The 15,762-nt window shown below is 67.7% G+C and carries 14 protein-coding genes and 2 pseudogenes; 5 read left to right on the plus strand and 11 right to left on the minus strand.

Annotation, left to right across the window (positions count from 1 at the left end; genetic code table 11):
• Positions 1–70: 70 nt before the first annotated feature.
• The 5 genes and pseudogenes from lipB to sucB all read right to left on the minus strand — a co-directional run.
• Positions 71–865: a lipoyl(octanoyl) transferase LipB gene (lipB, locus tag NC4_RS22870; RefSeq protein ID WP_067541630.1), complete on the minus strand. Its 795-nt coding sequence runs from the start codon at positions 863–865 to the stop codon at positions 71–73.
• Positions 862–1,374: a GNAT family N-acetyltransferase gene (locus NC4_RS22875; protein ID WP_067541774.1), complete on the minus strand. Its 513-nt coding sequence runs from the start codon at positions 1,372–1,374 to the stop codon at positions 862–864. Before NC4_RS22875 ends, lipB begins: the two co-directional genes overlap by 4 nt.
• Before the next feature lie 92 nt (positions 1,375–1,466).
• Positions 1,467–1,610 (minus strand): hypothetical protein, encoded by a 144-nt coding sequence (locus NC4_RS40465; protein WP_157555099.1) that lies wholly within the window; start codon positions 1,608–1,610, stop codon positions 1,467–1,469.
• Between the two features lie 232 nt (positions 1,611–1,842).
• Entirely contained in the window at positions 1,843–2,733 is an 891-nt protein-coding gene (locus NC4_RS22880) for a TIGR01777 family oxidoreductase (protein ID WP_067541632.1), read from the minus strand.
• An 11-nt stretch (positions 2,734–2,744) separates the two neighbouring features.
• A pseudogene (gene sucB / locus NC4_RS22885) lies at positions 2,745–4,016 on the minus strand (2-oxoglutarate dehydrogenase, E2 component, dihydrolipoamide succinyltransferase); the annotation flags it as partial.
• Between the two features lie 434 nt (positions 4,017–4,450).
• On the opposite strand from sucB, the pseudogene NC4_RS39260 reads away from it, so the two are divergent.
• Positions 4,451–4,756: pseudogene (locus tag NC4_RS39260) on the plus strand (oxidoreductase); the annotation flags it as partial.
• Between the two features lie 423 nt (positions 4,757–5,179).
• On the opposite strand, the gene NC4_RS43050 reads toward NC4_RS39260, so the two are convergent.
• From NC4_RS43050 to NC4_RS22900, 3 genes are all read right to left on the minus strand, one after another.
• Positions 5,180–5,314, minus strand: coding sequence for a thioredoxin domain-containing protein (locus tag NC4_RS43050; RefSeq protein ID WP_245721853.1), 135 nt, complete (start codon positions 5,312–5,314; stop codon positions 5,180–5,182).
• 129 nt (positions 5,315–5,443) lie between these two features.
• On the minus strand, positions 5,444–6,949 hold the full coding sequence (locus NC4_RS22895; protein ID WP_067541634.1) for a leucyl aminopeptidase: 1,506 nt from the start codon (positions 6,947–6,949) through the stop codon (positions 5,444–5,446).
• Between the two features lie 264 nt (positions 6,950–7,213).
• A complete protein-coding gene (locus tag NC4_RS22900) occupies positions 7,214–8,095 on the minus strand; it encodes a TetR/AcrR family transcriptional regulator (RefSeq protein WP_084529666.1) in 882 nt (293 codons plus the stop codon).
• Between the two features lie 86 nt (positions 8,096–8,181).
• On the opposite strand from NC4_RS22900, the gene NC4_RS22905 reads away from it, so the two are divergent.
• Both NC4_RS22905 and tuf read left to right on the plus strand, forming a co-directional pair.
• Positions 8,182–8,793: a GNAT family N-acetyltransferase gene (locus tag NC4_RS22905; RefSeq protein ID WP_067541638.1), complete on the plus strand. Its 612-nt coding sequence runs from the start codon at positions 8,182–8,184 to the stop codon at positions 8,791–8,793.
• A gap of 162 nt (positions 8,794–8,955) precedes the next feature.
• Complete coding sequence (gene tuf, locus NC4_RS22910; protein WP_067541640.1) at positions 8,956–10,149, plus strand: elongation factor Tu; 1,194 nt, start codon at positions 8,956–8,958, stop codon at positions 10,147–10,149.
• Here the strand turns inward: tuf and NC4_RS22915 are convergent.
• Positions 10,142–10,417, minus strand: coding sequence for a hypothetical protein (locus NC4_RS22915; protein ID WP_067541642.1), 276 nt, complete (start codon positions 10,415–10,417; stop codon positions 10,142–10,144). The genes tuf and NC4_RS22915 overlap by 8 nt on opposite strands.
• Before the next feature lie 149 nt (positions 10,418–10,566).
• On the opposite strand from NC4_RS22915, the gene NC4_RS22920 reads away from it, so the two are divergent.
• Entirely contained in the window at positions 10,567–11,430 is an 864-nt protein-coding gene (locus NC4_RS22920; RefSeq protein ID WP_067541644.1) for an alpha/beta fold hydrolase, read from the plus strand.
• A gap of 1 nt (position 11,431) precedes the next feature.
• On the opposite strand, the gene NC4_RS22925 is transcribed toward NC4_RS22920, so the two are convergent.
• A complete protein-coding gene (locus tag NC4_RS22925) occupies positions 11,432–12,685 on the minus strand; it encodes an IS1096 element passenger TnpR family protein (protein ID WP_067541646.1) in 1,254 nt (417 codons plus the stop codon).
• Positions 12,686–13,123: 438 nt separating this feature from the next.
• Here NC4_RS22925 and NC4_RS22930 point away from each other — a divergent pair, with 438 nt between their 5' ends.
• Positions 13,124–14,272 carry a hypothetical protein gene (locus NC4_RS22930; RefSeq protein ID WP_067541648.1) on the plus strand — a complete coding sequence of 383 codons (1,149 nt, stop codon included), beginning with the start codon at positions 13,124–13,126 and terminating at the stop codon, positions 14,270–14,272.
• Here the strand turns inward: NC4_RS22930 and NC4_RS22935 are convergent.
• Entirely contained in the window at positions 14,201–15,631 is a 1,431-nt protein-coding gene (locus NC4_RS22935; protein WP_067541650.1) for a sugar porter family MFS transporter, read from the minus strand. The genes NC4_RS22930 and NC4_RS22935 overlap by 72 nt on opposite strands.
• Between the last annotated feature and the right edge of the window lie 131 nt (positions 15,632–15,762).

Here is a 15,762-nt window from a genome sequence, read left to right on the forward strand (position 1 = left end):
GTCGGCTGCGGCCGGGTTACTTGGTGTCGGGGTATCGACGGAGGTCACTTTGTCCACCCTACGCTCGTGATCATTCGGCCTTGGCGGGCACTGCCGCGGCCACGGGCATGGCGCAGTCGATGGTGTCCTCGGTGACGGCCTTGGGCCGGGTCACAATGTGCTCGGCCACCGGCAGGTCACCGTTCAGGGCCCGGACGATGGCGTCGGCGACCAGCGGGCGCACTTCTTCGACCGTCACCTCGCGGCCCAGTTCGCGGCTGAGCGTGGTGACGCCCGCATCGCGGATACCGCACGGCACGATGGCATTGAAGCCGTCCAGCGTCGAATTGCAGTTCAGCGAGACGCCGTGCAGCGTGACCCCGCGCTGGACGCGCACGCCGATGGCCGAGATCTTGCGCTCGGGCCGGAACTCGTCGGCGGCGACCCAGACGCCCGAGCGTCCGTCCACCCGGCCGGTCTCGAGTCCGAGGGTGGCGCACACGGTGATCACGGCTTCCTCGATGCGGCGCACATAGGCCACCACGTCCACCGGTTCGGCCAGCCGGATGATCGGATAGCCGACCAGCTGCCCGGGACCGTGCCAGGTGATCTTGCCGCCGCGATCCACCTCGATGACCGGGCTGCCGTCCATGGGCAGATCCTGCGGTTCGGTGCGGCGGCCCGCGGTGAAGACGAAGGGGTGTTCCAGCAAGAGCAGCCGGTCCTGGCCGCGGGCTTCGGCGCGTTCGGCGGCGATCTCGCGTTGCAGATCCCACGCCTGCTGGTAATCGATGAGGCCCAGATCGTCGACGATAATGGGTGATTCGTCGAAACGGGCCGATGCCCCACGGGATAACGGGGCCGTGGCCGTAGTGCTCTCGCTCACGACTGCGACGTTACTCCCTCGGCGAAGACGATCTGCATCAGTGTCAGATCCATCCAGCGGTCGAACTTCCACCCGACCTCGGGCAGCTGTCCCACGATGCGGAACCCGAACTTCTCGTGCAGGGCGATGGAGGTGGTGTTGCTGGACTCGATCGCGGCGATCATGGCGTGCACATCGCCGCCGCGGGCCCGCGCCAGCAGTTCGGTCATGAGCGCGGTGGCGACGCCGCGCCGGTGGAACTCGTCGGCCACGTACACCGAATTCTCCACGGAGAACCGGTATCCCGACTTGGGCCGGAACTGGCCGTAGCTGGCGTATCCGGCCACCCGGCCGTCGATCTCGGCGACCAGAATGGGGCAGCCCGCCGCGTGGCGCGCCTCGAACCAGGCCCGCCGCTCGGCCAGATCGGCCGCTTCGGTGTCCCAGATGGCGGTGGTCTCGGCGATCGCGGTGTTGTGGATCGCCAGGATCTCCGGCAGATCGGTCTCGCGTGCGTCGCGCACCAGCAGGTCGGCGGGTGCGAGCACGGACGGGTCGTTACTCACGGTCAACACGGTATCCATAGCGTGGATGTGACGTGCGCCGCGTGCTGGCTTCCCCTTCAGTGATCGAGGCAGTCGAGTAGTTCGGACGGGGTCGTGATCAGGGTTACGCAACGGATCGGGTCCTCGACTGTTGCCATGGAGCTCGCGGCGGTAATGACGCCGAGCGCGACGACGAGCTCGGCGATCAGCTCTCTGATCATGAGGTACCCCCTTGTTCGGTGGTCCCGTCGAGGGCCCGGGGCCGGGGGAGGGTTTATGGAGGAGGGTGTTCTCTCGTGGTCCCCGCGTCCGGCGCACTGTGGTGCGGAAGTCGAGGCCTGCGTCCATCCAGGCTACTCGGGCGTAGGACCAGTGTGAAAGACCTACCTACGGTCTGAAACAGATGCGTCCGATGTGAAAATAGTTCACTCGGTATGAAACGCGACTATCTCATTACGCGACGGTGGCCGCCAGCGCCGCGCCGATGGTGGGGTGCTGGAAGTTGTAGCCCGCGTCCTCGAGGACGGTGGGAATCGCCCTGGGACCGTGCAGGATTCCCTCCTGCGCGAACTCGCCGACCGCCAGCCGCAGCACGAAGCCGGGCACCACGAAGGGAGTCGGGCGATGCAGTGCGCGCCCGAGCGCGCGGGTGAACTCGGCATTGGTGACCGGGGCGGGGCCGACCATATTCACCGGGCCGGAGATCGAATCGTGGGTGAGCGCGTAGATGATGCCGCCGATCTCGTCGTCCAGGGAGATCCACGGGACGTACTGGCGGCCGTTTCCCAGCCGCCCGCCCAAGCCGAGCGAGTACAGCGGGTAGAGCATGCCGAGCATGCCCCCGTGCCGGGCCAGCACGATCGCGCTGCGCAACAACACGGTCCGCACGCCAGCATCGCTGGCCGGATGGGTGGCGTACTCCCAGTCCCGGCACAGCCCGGCCAGGAAACCCGTTCCGGCGGAGGAGGTTTCGGTGACGATGCAATCGCCGCTGTCACCGCCGTAGAAGCCGACCGCGCTGGCGTTCACCAGCGTCGGCACGCCCGCGATCGCCACCGCGGCGGCCAGCACATCGGTCGGGACGATGCGGCTGTCGCGCAGTTCCTGCTTGAAGCTGCCGTTCCAGCGCCGCCGCCCGACGCCGACGCCGCAGAGATTCACCACGGCGTCGGCGCCGCGCAGCGCGTGGTCGTCGAGATCGGCACTGGCCGGGTCCCAGCGGAATTCGTCACGGGCATGGACGGGACGGCGCACCAGACGGGTGACTTCGTGCCCGTCGCGGCGCAATGCCGCGACGAGCGCCGTCCCGATCAACCCGGACGAACCGGCGACCACGACCTTCATGCAGATGCCGCCTACAGGCCGAGATCGCCCTCGAACGCCGCCTCTTCCAGCCGGTGCCGGATGGTGGTGAGAAAGCGACCGGCATCGGCGCCGTCGATGAGGCGGTGATCGTAGGTCAGCGGCAGGTAGGCCATCGAGCGGATGCCGATGAACTCGCTGCCGTCATCGCTGATCACGATGGGGCGCTTGACGATAGCGCCGGTACCCAGCATGGCCGCCTGCGGCGGGACCAGGATCGGGGTGTCGAACAGCGCGCCCTGCGAACCGATATTGGTGATGGTGAAGGTGCCGCCCGACAGCTCGTCCGGCTTCAGGCCGCCGGTGCGCGCGCGGTTGGCGATATCGGCGATGGCACGCGCCAGTCCGGCCAGCGACAGGTCGTTGGCATTGTGGATGACAGGGGAGAGCAGACCCTGCTCGGTGTCGACCGCGATGCCCAGGTTGACCACCGAGTGGTAGGTGATCTCCTTGGTGTCCTCGTTGTAGGAGGCATTCACGTTCGGGTGCACCGCGAGCGCCTCGATGGCGGCCTTGGCGTAGAAGGACAGGAACGTGATGTTCACGCCCTCACGCTGCTGGAACGCCGACTTGGCGCGGGCGCGCAGTGCGGCCACCTTGGTCATGTCGACCTCGTGGACCTGGGTGAGCTGCGCGGTGGTGAGCAGCGACTCGCGGGTCTTGGTGGCGGTGATCTGCCGGATGCGGCTGGCCTTCTGCACGGTGCCCGGCAGGTGCGCCAGGCTCGGACGCGGGGCCGCGGTGGCGGCGGGCGCGGCCTTGGCGGCGGCGGGAGCCGGAGCGGCGGCGGCCGGGGCCGGAGCCTTCTTTGCCTCCGCGGCGGCGAGCACATCCTGCTTGCGGATGCGGCCGCCGACGCCGGAACCCTTGAGGGTGTTCAGGTCGACGCCGTTCTCCGCGGCCAGCTTTCGCACCAGCGGGGTGACGTAGGGGCCACCGTTGCTGGAGGGCTCCTCGGCCGGGGTCGCACCGGCGGGAACCACGGCGGGCTTCGGAGCCGGGGCGGGCGCGGGGGCCGGAGCCGGGGCGGCGGCGGGGGAGCCGCTGCCGATCACGCCGAGCTGACCACCCACATTGACGACATCGTCTTCCTGCGCGGTGATCTCGAGCAGGGTGCCCGCGACCGGCGACGGGATCTCGGTGTCGACCTTGTCGGTGGAGACCTCGAGCAGCGGCTCGTCGACCGCGACCGAATCGCCGACCTGCTTCAGCCAGCGGGTCACAGTGCCCTCGGTGACGCTCTCACCAAGAGCTGGCATCTGGACGGAGAAGGCCATGTCCGTTGACTCCTCTGACTGCTCGTCGGGTTAAACAGTTCGCCTCTCGGCGGGCGTCCACAACTGGTCGTGGTGTCGGCCCGATAGTCACCGATAATTCCGGCGGCACCGGAGATCCGTGTTGGTTCTTGTTCCAGCTACCCATCCTTGCACTTCGCCGGGTGCGGCGTGTCACAGGGCGGCGGTTCGATCGACCTTGCAGTGTCGCAAACGCGGTCGTGAGGCCGATCGGGCGTGTCCGAACAGCGGTGATAGCCGCCGTCTTCCATTGAGATATCTTCCGCCGCCGCGGCTGAGCTGTTCCTGAGCGCGGGCTGTGGCCTTGCTTCGGATTCGCTCGCGGGGCGGCGCGGGGGCTCGGGGCGCGGCACCATCGATGGTGGAGAGACCGGATTTCCGGGATCCGGAGAGGAGGTTGCCGGATGGGCTTCCTGGACAAGATCCGCGGCGGCGGGGCATTGCGCACGCGCGGGATGGCTGCCGCCGACGCGGCGCATCTGACGCAGTGGGTGCGCACCCATTACGGCGTCGAGGCGTATGTCGAACCGCGCGCCACGGTCACCGATGTGACGGTGGTGCTGGTGGCGCACGACGGCGAATGGACCCGGCGGGTGGTGGGCGAACGTGGCGCGCAGCGGCTTTCCGCCGCGCTCGGGGTTCCGGTCTACGACGTGCGCAAGGTCGGTTATCCGCAACGCATGCGCGACTACGACGCGCGGCGGCGGATCGCTCCACACCCCGCCGACCGCGAAAGGCCGCCGCCGGTGGGTACACCCGGCGGCGGCCATGTTCTCGGAGGTCTTCGGCTCCGGTCAGTGCGTGCGCAGGCCGGGCCAGCCGTACTGCGGTGGTCCACCGGCCAATCCGGCGCGATTCGGATTCGGCGGCGCCTGCTGGGCGCCGGGGGCCTTCTGCTGCCGGACTTGCTGCTGGTCGATGCCGTTCTTGCGGCGGAACTCGTCCATATCCATCCAGAGGACCTGCTGCACCACGTCTTCCAGCTGTGCCGACGTGAGGAAACCGGCGTTCTTGTAGACCGGCAGCCCTTCGCGGTAGGCCATGATGGTCGGGAAGCCGGTGAGCTGGATGGCGGCGGAGAGTTCCCGCTCGACTTCGCCCTCGACGGTGGCGTGCACGATCTGCGGATGCGTCTAGACGGAGGCCTTGTAGACCGGTGCGAAGCGCTTGCACCAGCCGCACCAGTCCGCCCAGTAGTTCACCAGCACAATGTGATTGCTCGCCACCGTCTGCTGAAATTCGTGCTTGCCCAGTGAGCGCGTGGCCATCCAGGATCCTCCCGAAACGGCCCGGATCGCAGAGCCGCCGATCGACGTCGAACGTCCCGAATTATGGCATGCCCGCAATTCGGTTGCACGGCCGCGGGTTTGCCGCGGCCGTGCCGAGGGGTCGTGCGGCTACTCCGCCGCGATGTCCTTGAGGGTGGCGATCAGGGTGCGAACCGGTACGCCAGTACCACCCTTGCCGATGTATCCGAACGCGCCGCCGGTGTTGTAGGCCGGACCGGCGACATCCAGGTGCGCCCACTGCACGCCCTCGGGCACGAACTCCTTGAGGAAGATCGCGGCCGACAGCATGCCGCCCCAGCGGTGCGGCGCCACATTCGCCAGATCGGCGACCTTGGAGTTGATATCGGCCCGCAGCTCGGCGGGAAGCGGCATGGCCCAGCCGTTTTCGCCGACCGACTGGGAGATGCGCGCAACCCGGTCGCGGAATTCGTCGGTGCCCATGATGCCCGGGGTGCGGGTGCCGAGCGCGACCATCTGCGCGCCGGTGAGGGTGGCGACATCGATGAGGTAGTCCGGCTCGTCCTCGCCCGCGCGCACGATGGCGTCGGCCAGGATGAGGCGGCCCTCGGCATCGGTATTGATGACCTCGACGGTGGTGCCGCCGTACTGGGTGAGCACGTCACCCGGTCGCTGCGCGGTAGCGGACGGCATGTTCTCCGCCATGGGGACGGTCGCGGTGACCGTGAGCGGCAGGCTCAGCCGCGCCGCCAGCAGGACGGTGGCGATGACCGCCGCCGCGCCGCCCATATCGGAGGTCATGTTCTCCATGTTCTGCGCGGGCTTGATGGAGATGCCGCCGGTGTCGAAGGTGATGCCCTTGCCGATGAGCGCGACCTTGGGATCGCCGCCCGCATAGGTGATGCGGATCAGGCGCGGCCCGCGCGAGGACCCCTTGCCGACGCCGTGAATGCCGCCGTAACCGCCCGCTTCGAGTTCCTTGTCGTCGAGGATCTCCACGTGCAGTCCCGCAGCCTTGGCCAATTCCGCTGCGCGGTTGGCGAATTCGGCGGGGAACAGGGCATTTGGCGGGGTGTTCACGAAATCGCGTGCCGTGGCGACGGCTTCGGCCACGGCCTGTGCGCGGAACAGCGCCTCTTCGCCGAATCCCGGCTCGGGAACCAGGAATTCGATGCGCTCCACGGGCTGATCGCCGGGCTTGGGCGCGGACTTGTCCGACTTGAAGGCGCTGAACTGGTACGCCCCGAGATAGAAGCCCTCCGCCGCCGCGCCCAGATCCAGACCAGACAGAGTGGTGACGGCGGTGGCGGTACCGGCCAGCGCGCGCCCGGCCACACCGGCCGACTTGCGGATCTGCTCGGCGTCGACCTTGTCGGCGGCGCCCAGCCCGACGGCGAGCACACTGTCCACCGGCAGCCCGGCGGGTGCGGGCACCCGGGTCAGCTCCTCCGACTTGCCCTTCGCGCCCACCGCCGTCAGCGCGGTCAGCAGCGCCGCGCGGGTATCGGCATCGAGCACATCGCCGAACGCGTCGGCCGGGGCGATCGCGGGTCCGTCGTCGGTACTGGTGAGTCCGATGACGAGCACATCGGCCTCGCCGATGCTCTCGGTGCGTGCCAGTTCCGGTCCGAGCGAACGATCTGCAACAGCTGTCATGCGCCCCACGTTACTGGGCGTGTCCAGCGGTCGCCGGTCGGGCGCGCCCCAGGTCGGACCGGGTTGTCATAGCCGGTGAGCATGTTTCGTGCGCGACGGAACAGCCCGCCCGGATGGTGACCGCAGCCAGACGGTGGAGGCCCCGCCGGATGGCCGCCGCCGGAGGAGGGCAACAAGGCCGCATGCACGACGGCCACCGCCGCTTGCCGCCCGACTGAGGGTCCCGTGCGCCGCAGCGGGGCGGCCGCTGTGGCGCTGCCGAGTTTACGGCGCGGGGTGTGTCCTCCCCGGGCGTGGAGACGGTCGGCGGGGTGCGGATTCCTTTCTGGCACTGCCCTTCGCGTTATCGGGGAGGTGGCGCGCGATGATGCCGTCGATGAGGAGTTCGAGCCCGTCGTCGAGGAAGCGGTCGTAGTCGCCTTCGATTCCGGCCGCGTCGGGGGTGAAATAGCGGGCCAGGGTGGGGTGCGTCGCATCCGAGACCTGGGCGAGGGTGCGCTCCTGCTCGGCGGCCGCGGCCGGGGAGCCGGTGCCCAGGCGGGCGCCTTCCGAACCGGGCAACAGGGCCAGGCCTTGCACCAGGCCGGAGATCGACAGGTAGATCGAGAACATGGTTTCGCGGCTCATGCCGAGGTGGTCGAGGGCGGCGAAGGAGCGCTCGAGGCTGTCGAGCAGGGCGGGGCCGACCGGTGGGCGGGTTTGCGCCAGTACCGGCAACATCCACGGGTGGCGGCGGTAGAGCTGCCATTCGCCGCGCGCCTCGGCGGTCAGACGCTCGCGCCAGTCGCCGGTGCCGGGTGGTGGCGGGGCATCGGCGAGGGCGTATTCGGCCATTTCGGCGAGCAGGGTGTCGCGGTCGGGGAAGTAGCGGTACAGGCCCGTGGTGGCGACGCCGAGCTCGGTGGCGAGGCGGCGCATGGACAGTCCGGACAGGCCATCGCGGTCGGCCAATACTATTGCGGCACACACGATTCCGACGTCGGTGAGCCGCGCGGGCTTGGCGCGCCGCGGCGGCGGCGCGGCATCGCGGCGCGCCCGGTAGGCGCGCGCCTGACACGAGCGCGAGCAGTAGCGCCGTCGCCGCCCCCGCTCGGGTTGTGCGGCCGGTACGCCGCAGACCACGCAGACGGTTCCCGATTTCGTCACATCTTCCAGTGTGACGAAATGGTCGTATTCCCCGCTAGTGCTTCCTACTTTGGTGTTCAGAACGTTGTTCACACCAGGAGTTTGGAATGAGCGAGTTGCTGGTTCGGCGGGCCGAGGCGAAGGAAGTGGATGCGGTCGCGGAGGTGTTCGCCGCCGCGTCCATGGACGAGGTCGTATCGGCCTGGGTCATGGAGGATCACGCCGAGATCGCCGAGGCGTTCCGGGTGAAATACGCCCGCGAGCTCATCGAGAACGCGATACGCGACGACGAGGTGTGGCTGGCGGGCGCCGACGAGGACATCTGGGCGGTATCGCTCTGGCAGACGGTGACCTCACTGGACCGCGTGCACCGCGAGGCCGTCGAGGCCCGCGAGCTCTCGGAAAACAGTGGGCTGCAACCCTTCCGGCGTATGGCTGCGGTCACCGCCGCGGTCGCGGCGAACCACCCGCCGGTCTTCCCGCACCGCTACCTGCACGTCATCGTGACCCTGCCCCAGCACCGCGGCAAGGGCGCGGGCGCGGCCATCGTCAACCAGCGGGCGAAGGCCGCCTCCGAAGCCGGTGTGCCCGCCTATCTCGAAGCGAGCATCGAACGCTCCGCCCGCCTGTACGAACGCTGCGGATTCGTCCGCGACGGAGACCCGATTCTGCTGCCGGAGAACGGCCCCACTCTGCGGCCCATGTGGTTCCGCGGCTGAGATCGCTGCCGTCAACCTGACTCGACGCCCGATTGCGGCGGTTCCAGGACTTTCCCGGCCGCCGCTTCCTACCCTGGGTAGAGGACACCGCCGTCGGGCATATCTCGCGGTGTCCATATCCCGGTGCCCGCCTCGGATCGCAGGGCGCACAGGAGGCTTCCAGTGGCGAAGGCGAAGTATCAACGGACCAAGCCGCACGTGAATGTCGGCACCATCGGTCACATCGATCACGGCAAAACCACGTTGACCGCGGCGATCACCAATGTGCTGCACAGTAAACATCCGGACCTGAATCCGTTCGTGCCATTCGAGGCGATCGACAAGGCGCCGGAAGAGCGCCAACGCGGCATCACCATCTCCATCGCCCATATCGAATATCAAACGGAGAACCGGCATTACGCGCATGTCGATTGTCCGGGGCACGCGGATTACATCAAGAACATGATCACCGGTGCGGCGCAGATGGACGGCGCGATTCTGGTGGTGGCCGCGACCGACGGTCCGATGCCGCAGACCAAGGAGCACGTCATTCTGTCGCAGCAGGTGGGCGTGCCGAAAATCGTTGTGGCGCTGAACAAGTGCGACATGGTGGATGACGAGGAGATTCTCGAGCTGGTGGAGATGGAGGTGGCGGATCTGCTGAGCGAATACGATTTCGAGAGCGATTCGCCGATCGTCCGGGTCTCGGCGTATCAGGCGCTGCGGGATCCCACCGGTGATTGGAGCGATGGCGTCATCGATTTGCTCAAAGCCGTCGACGAATGGATCGAGACGCCCGCCCGCGAGGTCGAGAAGCCGTTCCTCATGCCGATCGAGGATGTTTTCACCATCTCCGGTCGCGGCACGGTCGTCACCGGGCGCATCGAACGCGGCGTGCTGAAAGTGGGCGCGGAGGTCGAGGTCGTCGGCATTCATCCGAAGACCTCGAAGACCACCGTCACGGGAATCGAGATGTTCCACAAGCTGCTCGACGAGGGGCAGGCGGGTGAGAATGTCGGGCTGCTGCTGCGCGGTATTCGCCGCGACGAGGTCGAGCGCGGGCAGTGCGTCATCAAACCCGGATCGGTCACGCCGCATACCGAATTCGAGGGTCAGGCCTACATCCTGTCCAAGGAGGAGGGCGGGCGGCATACGCCGTTATTCAACAACTATCGGCCCCAGTTCTACTTCCGCACAACGGATGTGACGGGCGTGGTGACGCTGCCGGAGGCCGTCGAGATGGTGCTGCCGGGCGACGATGTGTCGATGAGCGTGAAGCTGATCCAGCCGATCGCCATGGAGCCCGGGTTGAAGTTCGCCATTCGCGAGGGCGGCCGGACGGTGGGGGCGGGCCAGATCACCAAGATCATCAAGTAGTCCGGGGCGGATGGTATTCCGGAGCCTGCCGCGCCGCGATCTCGCGCGCCCGCATGCGGGTGACGAGTCGCTCCGCGAGCGCGATATGGCGCCGGGCCGCCTCCGCATCACCCGCGCGTGCGGCCTCGCACGCGCGGGCCATTGCCGCGGCGACCGATTCGGGCCCGTCCTGCGGCAGCACCCAGACCACCTCGTCCCGCGGCGGGATCTCGGTGCGGAGACCCAGCAGGCGGGCGAGGCGAGCACGAAACGACCGGGTAATCGTCAACTCCTGACGCCACTCTGCGGGGGCGGACTCGGAATGTGGTTCGTTCCGGGCACACTCGAGTATCGGTACGTTCGCCGACCTTCGGGACCGATGAGTTCCGCCGCCGCCCGTCGTCTACATCGCGAACCCCTCGACAAGGAGCGACCACCATGACCGATCCGAAGACCTTCACCCTGGAAGCCCCCGGCGCCGTCATCACCTACGACATCCGCCAGCCGGAGACCGCCACCGAGGAACCGCCCCTCATGCTGGTCGGCTCGCCGATGGACGCCTCCGGCTTCGTCAGCCTGGCCGCGCGCTTCCCGGACCGCACCGTCATCACCTACGACCCGCGCGGCACCGGCCGCAGCACCAAGGCCGACCCGGTCAGCGAATCCACCCCCGACCAGCACGCCGACGACATCAGCCGGGTGATCGAGGCGGTCGGCGGCCAGGTCGATCTGTTCGCCAGCAGCGGCGGCGCGGTGAACTCGCTGGCCCTGGTGGCCAAGCATCCCGACCGGGTACGCACTCTCATCGCGCACGAGCCGCCCGCCTACCAGGCGCTGCCGGACCGGGAGACGGCGCTGGCCGCCGCCGAGAACATCGCCGCGACCTACAAGCGGGACGGGTTCGGTCCGGCCATGGCTAAATTCATTGCGCTGGTATCGATTCAGGGTGACATCCCGGCCGACTTCGGTGATCAGCCGGTGGATCCGGCCATGTTCGGCCTGCCCACCGAGGACGACGGCACCCGGGACGACCCGCTGGTGGGGCAGAACATCATCGCCTGCACGCACTACGAGCACGATTTCGACGCGCTGCGCGCGGTGTCGACGCGGGTTGTGCTCGCCGTGGCCGTGGAGGGCGAAGGCACCTCGGCCTACCGCGGCGGCGTCGCGGTCGCCGAGCGGCTGGGTCTCGAACCGGTGGTCTTCCCCAGCCACCATGCCGGTTTCCTCGGCGGCGAGTACGGCCAGCAGGGCGATCCGGACGCGTTCGCCGCGAAACTCCGCGCGGTGCTCGCCGATTAGTTCAGGTCTCGCCGCGAGGCCACCGTCGCAGATCGCCTCTCGGCCACCGCTGCAACACCGCGCGCGCGAAGACTCGCGTGGCGCGCGGCCGAATGCGGTAGCACGAGAAGCGATCTCGCGGCGTCATACCCAGGCATTTGAAGATCCGCAGGGTCTCGAAGGTCATCCCCCCGACCTCGGCGCCGGTGCTGGTCGCCGTATTGCCCAGCCGCCGCCCCATGCCGTCGAGCAGTGGGGCGGCGGTGCCCGCGGGATCATCGGTATCGGTGGCGGCGGCCAGCACGTACAGCGCCGCGACATCCCGTTCGAAGGGCGTCTGCGCGGTTCGCGGCACGTAGTCGGCAATGAGCCACCACAGCAGGACCGGATCCGCCAGGGCCTGCAGGCCGATATCGGATAGTCGCAGCTGTCTGCCGTCCTGGCGAGTGAGCCCGAATTGATAGGCGGTACGCCGTAATTCGGCAACGGGAGTGGGTTCGCTGCGCCGTCTGATCCAGCGCTCGCTCATACCGAGCACCGCGAAGATCTCCATGGCGATGCGCGGCGGCAGCTCACCCCATTCGTCCAATCCGACTCCGCCGATCCCGATGTGCTCGAGCAGGCAGGTGTACGGCCGCATGGCTTCGGCGGCGGATTTGGCATCGATGCGGGCGGGCCGATCGATCATGGCCTGCCCCAGCAGATGTCGCAGCTGCCGCCGTGTCCGGGCGGACGCCCGCGGCACCATCCGGCTGAAAACATCCGGCAGCTCCGAGCAGTCGATGGCCGACCCGTCCGCCGCCCCGTACCCGAAGGCCCGCAATGCGAGATTGACCGCATCGAGATCCCGTGTGCCGCCCACACATACGGCCCGCGGCGACTCGTCCGTGAACTCCCGCACCCCCTCCAGCCGCACCACCCGCTGCCACCCCTGCCCCGAATCGAACCGATGAAATATCTCGTCCCCCGGCTCGACCAATAGCTCATCCAGCCGCACCTCGTCCTGCGGCACCCCCTGCTGCCACTCCCCACTCTCCGCCGGGCACAAATAATGCTCGGTCTCCCGCCCCCCGAACTCCGCCGCCGACCCGAACCGGTACCGCTGCTTGTCCTTCCACCCATACGCCGTCTGCAACAGATCGTGCACCTCGTCGAGATAGAAATCCGACGCGATCTCGAGTCCCCGCCAAATCCGCCCGTTGGCCCGCACCGACCCCACCCGAACCGAATACGCCGCCGTATCCACCCGCCGCGCCCGCCGCGGCCACTCCGGCATCGGCTCCAACCTGCCCTCGAACGGCCCACCCGGCCGAAAAAGATGCGCCAGCGCAGCAAGCTGCTCCTCAGGGGACCGCCCCCTGAGGGCGTCGGCGAGTTCGCGGAACGAATCCCTATCCGCCACAGCCGAAGGGTAGTGGATCCAGCCCCCGGCAACCCCCGATTCCGGACCCCCACCACGAATCCTGCACCCAATCGTGGGATTTGATCTTGATCGCGATCGTTTCGGATCACTCTGCGGGCCGGAAAGCTCGCCACTATCGGAGTGTTGGTGCGCGAGGATTCCAATCCACGGACCGGCCGCACGCCCACCTGTTCAGCTGGATCCATGTCAAAGTCGAAAGGTCGCAACACAAATGGAAAGACGCCTCGACCCCGCCGCAACCGAACCAGCTCGCCGCCTCGCCCGGCTTGGTTCGACGATGCCATTCGTGAGGTGCTCGACCGCCGCCAGAGCCTCTTGTCCGCAACCGGACCACGAGAACTGGAGCAGTCCACCGCCGAACTGCTCGGAGCCCAGCTGCATCGCGCGCTGTACCGCCCGGACGACGACCTCCATCTCGTGTGGTGGTTCGCCGAACTCGCCAAGGACGTCCTGAACCTCGCGACCCGCCCCGCGCCGGAGAACGATCCGGCCCGGCAGTCCGCATGGCGTCTGCTGCACGGGTTGATCGCGATCGCCCCGTCCGACCTGTTCGGCGAGGATGTTCAGCAATTGGTGGACTCTAATGTCCGCGAGGCGGAACCGTCATGGCTGACCCACGTCTGTCGAGTGCAAGCGACCGGCGCCTCCTGGCGGATGACCGATATCTTCGGAACCCGGATGGCCGTCATCGCCGCCTACGAATACCCCGGCGGCATCGACCCGCACGTCTACCTCTTCGATGTGGACGCCTGCGGCCCACTCGATGTCGTAGGCGCAGGCGTCTTCGACACCGTCGATGCCGCGGCCCGTTCCTGGCAGGCCACCGTGGGCCCCGCGGCGTCGAATTCTCGCCTGGACCGGGTGACCGATCCCGCCGACCTGTCCTTCCTCCCCTTCAGTGACGACCCGACCGCCCCCACCGGCTTCGAATCCCATAACCGCATGGACAATTGGTTCCGCACCGGCCGCCGCATCGACGAACTCGTCGCAACGCTGCGCCGCCGAGGCACTCCGATACCCCCGCCCGTCGAGCCCCGCGATGCCCCATCCGTCCAATCATCGATCGAGCACTTCACCGAGTGGTTCGCGGTTCGCCACGACGCACCGCCTGCCCCGAACGCCACCGCCCAACTGATTTCGGTATGGCTCGACGGCCTTTTCCCCGGCACTCGCGCCTGCGTTTCTCCCCATCGAGTGACCTTCCTGAAAGTTCTCATCGGCACCTGGCCACCGGGTCGAGCTGCCGCGGCCGCCTGGGACCTCCTGCCGGAGTGGGCCCGCTATCTCGGAGAGCGTGCAGGGCTCTCGGCCTCGGCTCTTTCCGCTATCGCGGCCGCCGCGCAGGAGGCGACCGCCGAGAGTTGCGGGTCAGCCCATCTCCTCCAGTGCCTTCCCCTTGGTTTCCGGGACCCACTTGAGGACGAAGGGGATCGACAGTAGGGCGAAGGCGGCGTAGACGACGTAGGTGCCGGAGAGGTTCCAGTCGGAGAGGCTGGGGAAGCTGGCGGTGATGACCCAGTTGGCGATCCATTGGGCCGAGGCGGCGACGCCCAGGGCTGCGGCGCGGAGTTTGTTGGGGAACATCTCGCCGAGGAGGACCCAGACGACCACGCCCCAGGAGAGGGCGAAGAACAGGACGAAGACGTGTGCCGAGATCAGGGCGACGGTGCCTTGGGTGGTGGGTAGGGAGACGGTGTCGCCGGAGACGGTCTTGGCAGAGAATGCCCAGGCTTCCGCGGCCAGGGCGACGGCCATGCCTGCGGAACCGATGAGTGCCAGTGGCTTACGGCCGATGCGGTCGACGAGGACCATGGCGATGGCGGTGCCGATGATGTTGATGATCGACGTGGTGAAGGAATAGAAGAACGAGCTGGACGGGTCGATGCCGACGGACTGCCACAGCGTGGACGAGTAGTAGAAGACCACATTGATGCCGACCAACTGCTGGAACACAGACAAGCCGATGCCGATCCACACCACGGGGAGGAAGCCGAAGCGGCCGCCCAGCAGGTCGCGGAAGGTAGAGCGGTGCTCGCTGTGCATGGCGCGCTCGATCTCGCGGACCCGGGCGTCGAGGTCGGCACTGCCGCCCTCGACTTCGGTGAGCACCTTCTTGGCCTTGTCGATGCGTCCCACCGAGATCAGGAACCGCGGCGATTCGGGGATGACGAACGAGAACAGGCCATAGAGGGCGGCAGGGACCACCATCACGCCGAGCATCCACTGCCAGGCTTCCAGTCCGCCGATCTTTCCGCGCTGCTCACCGTCGGCGAAGGTTAGGATCGCCCAGTTCGCCAACTGCGATGTCGCGATACCGGTCACGATCGCCGCCTGCTGGAACGACGCGAGCCGCCCGCGATAGGCGGGTGGCGAAACCTCGGCGATATAGGCCGGGCCGATCACCGATGCCATCCCGATTCCCACTCCACCGAGCACACGCCACATCGCGAGATCCCACAGCGCGAACGGCAGCGCCGACCCCAGCGCGCTGACGGTGAACAGCGCCGCCGCGATGCGCATGACATGAATACGCCCGATGCGATCCGCGATCCGACCGGCGATGGCCGCGCCGATCGCGCACCCGATCAATGCGATGGCGACGACCTGAGCCAAGGCCGCCGACCCGATGTCGTACCTGTCCCGGATGGCTTCGACGGCCCCGTTGATGACGGAGCTGTCGTATCCGAACAGGAATCCGCCCATCGCCGCCGCGGCGGCGATGAAGACGACATGAACGAGGTTGTCCGCTCCCGCCGGTTGTCCACCTTCGGTTGTCTTCGCGCCCGCCGATGTATCCACCCAGACTCCTGTTGCTGTGAGAGTGCCAGTGAATTGATGATACCCGTTCCGCGATCAATGCAGCCGTATGACACGACCATAGTCGTATTTGAGCAGTTCAGGAGGGCGATTTGACTCTGTTCGCGGCGCCG

This window comes from Nocardia crassostreae, assembly GCF_001613405.1.
Lineage (GTDB): Bacteria > Actinomycetota > Actinomycetes > Mycobacteriales > Mycobacteriaceae > Nocardia > Nocardia crassostreae.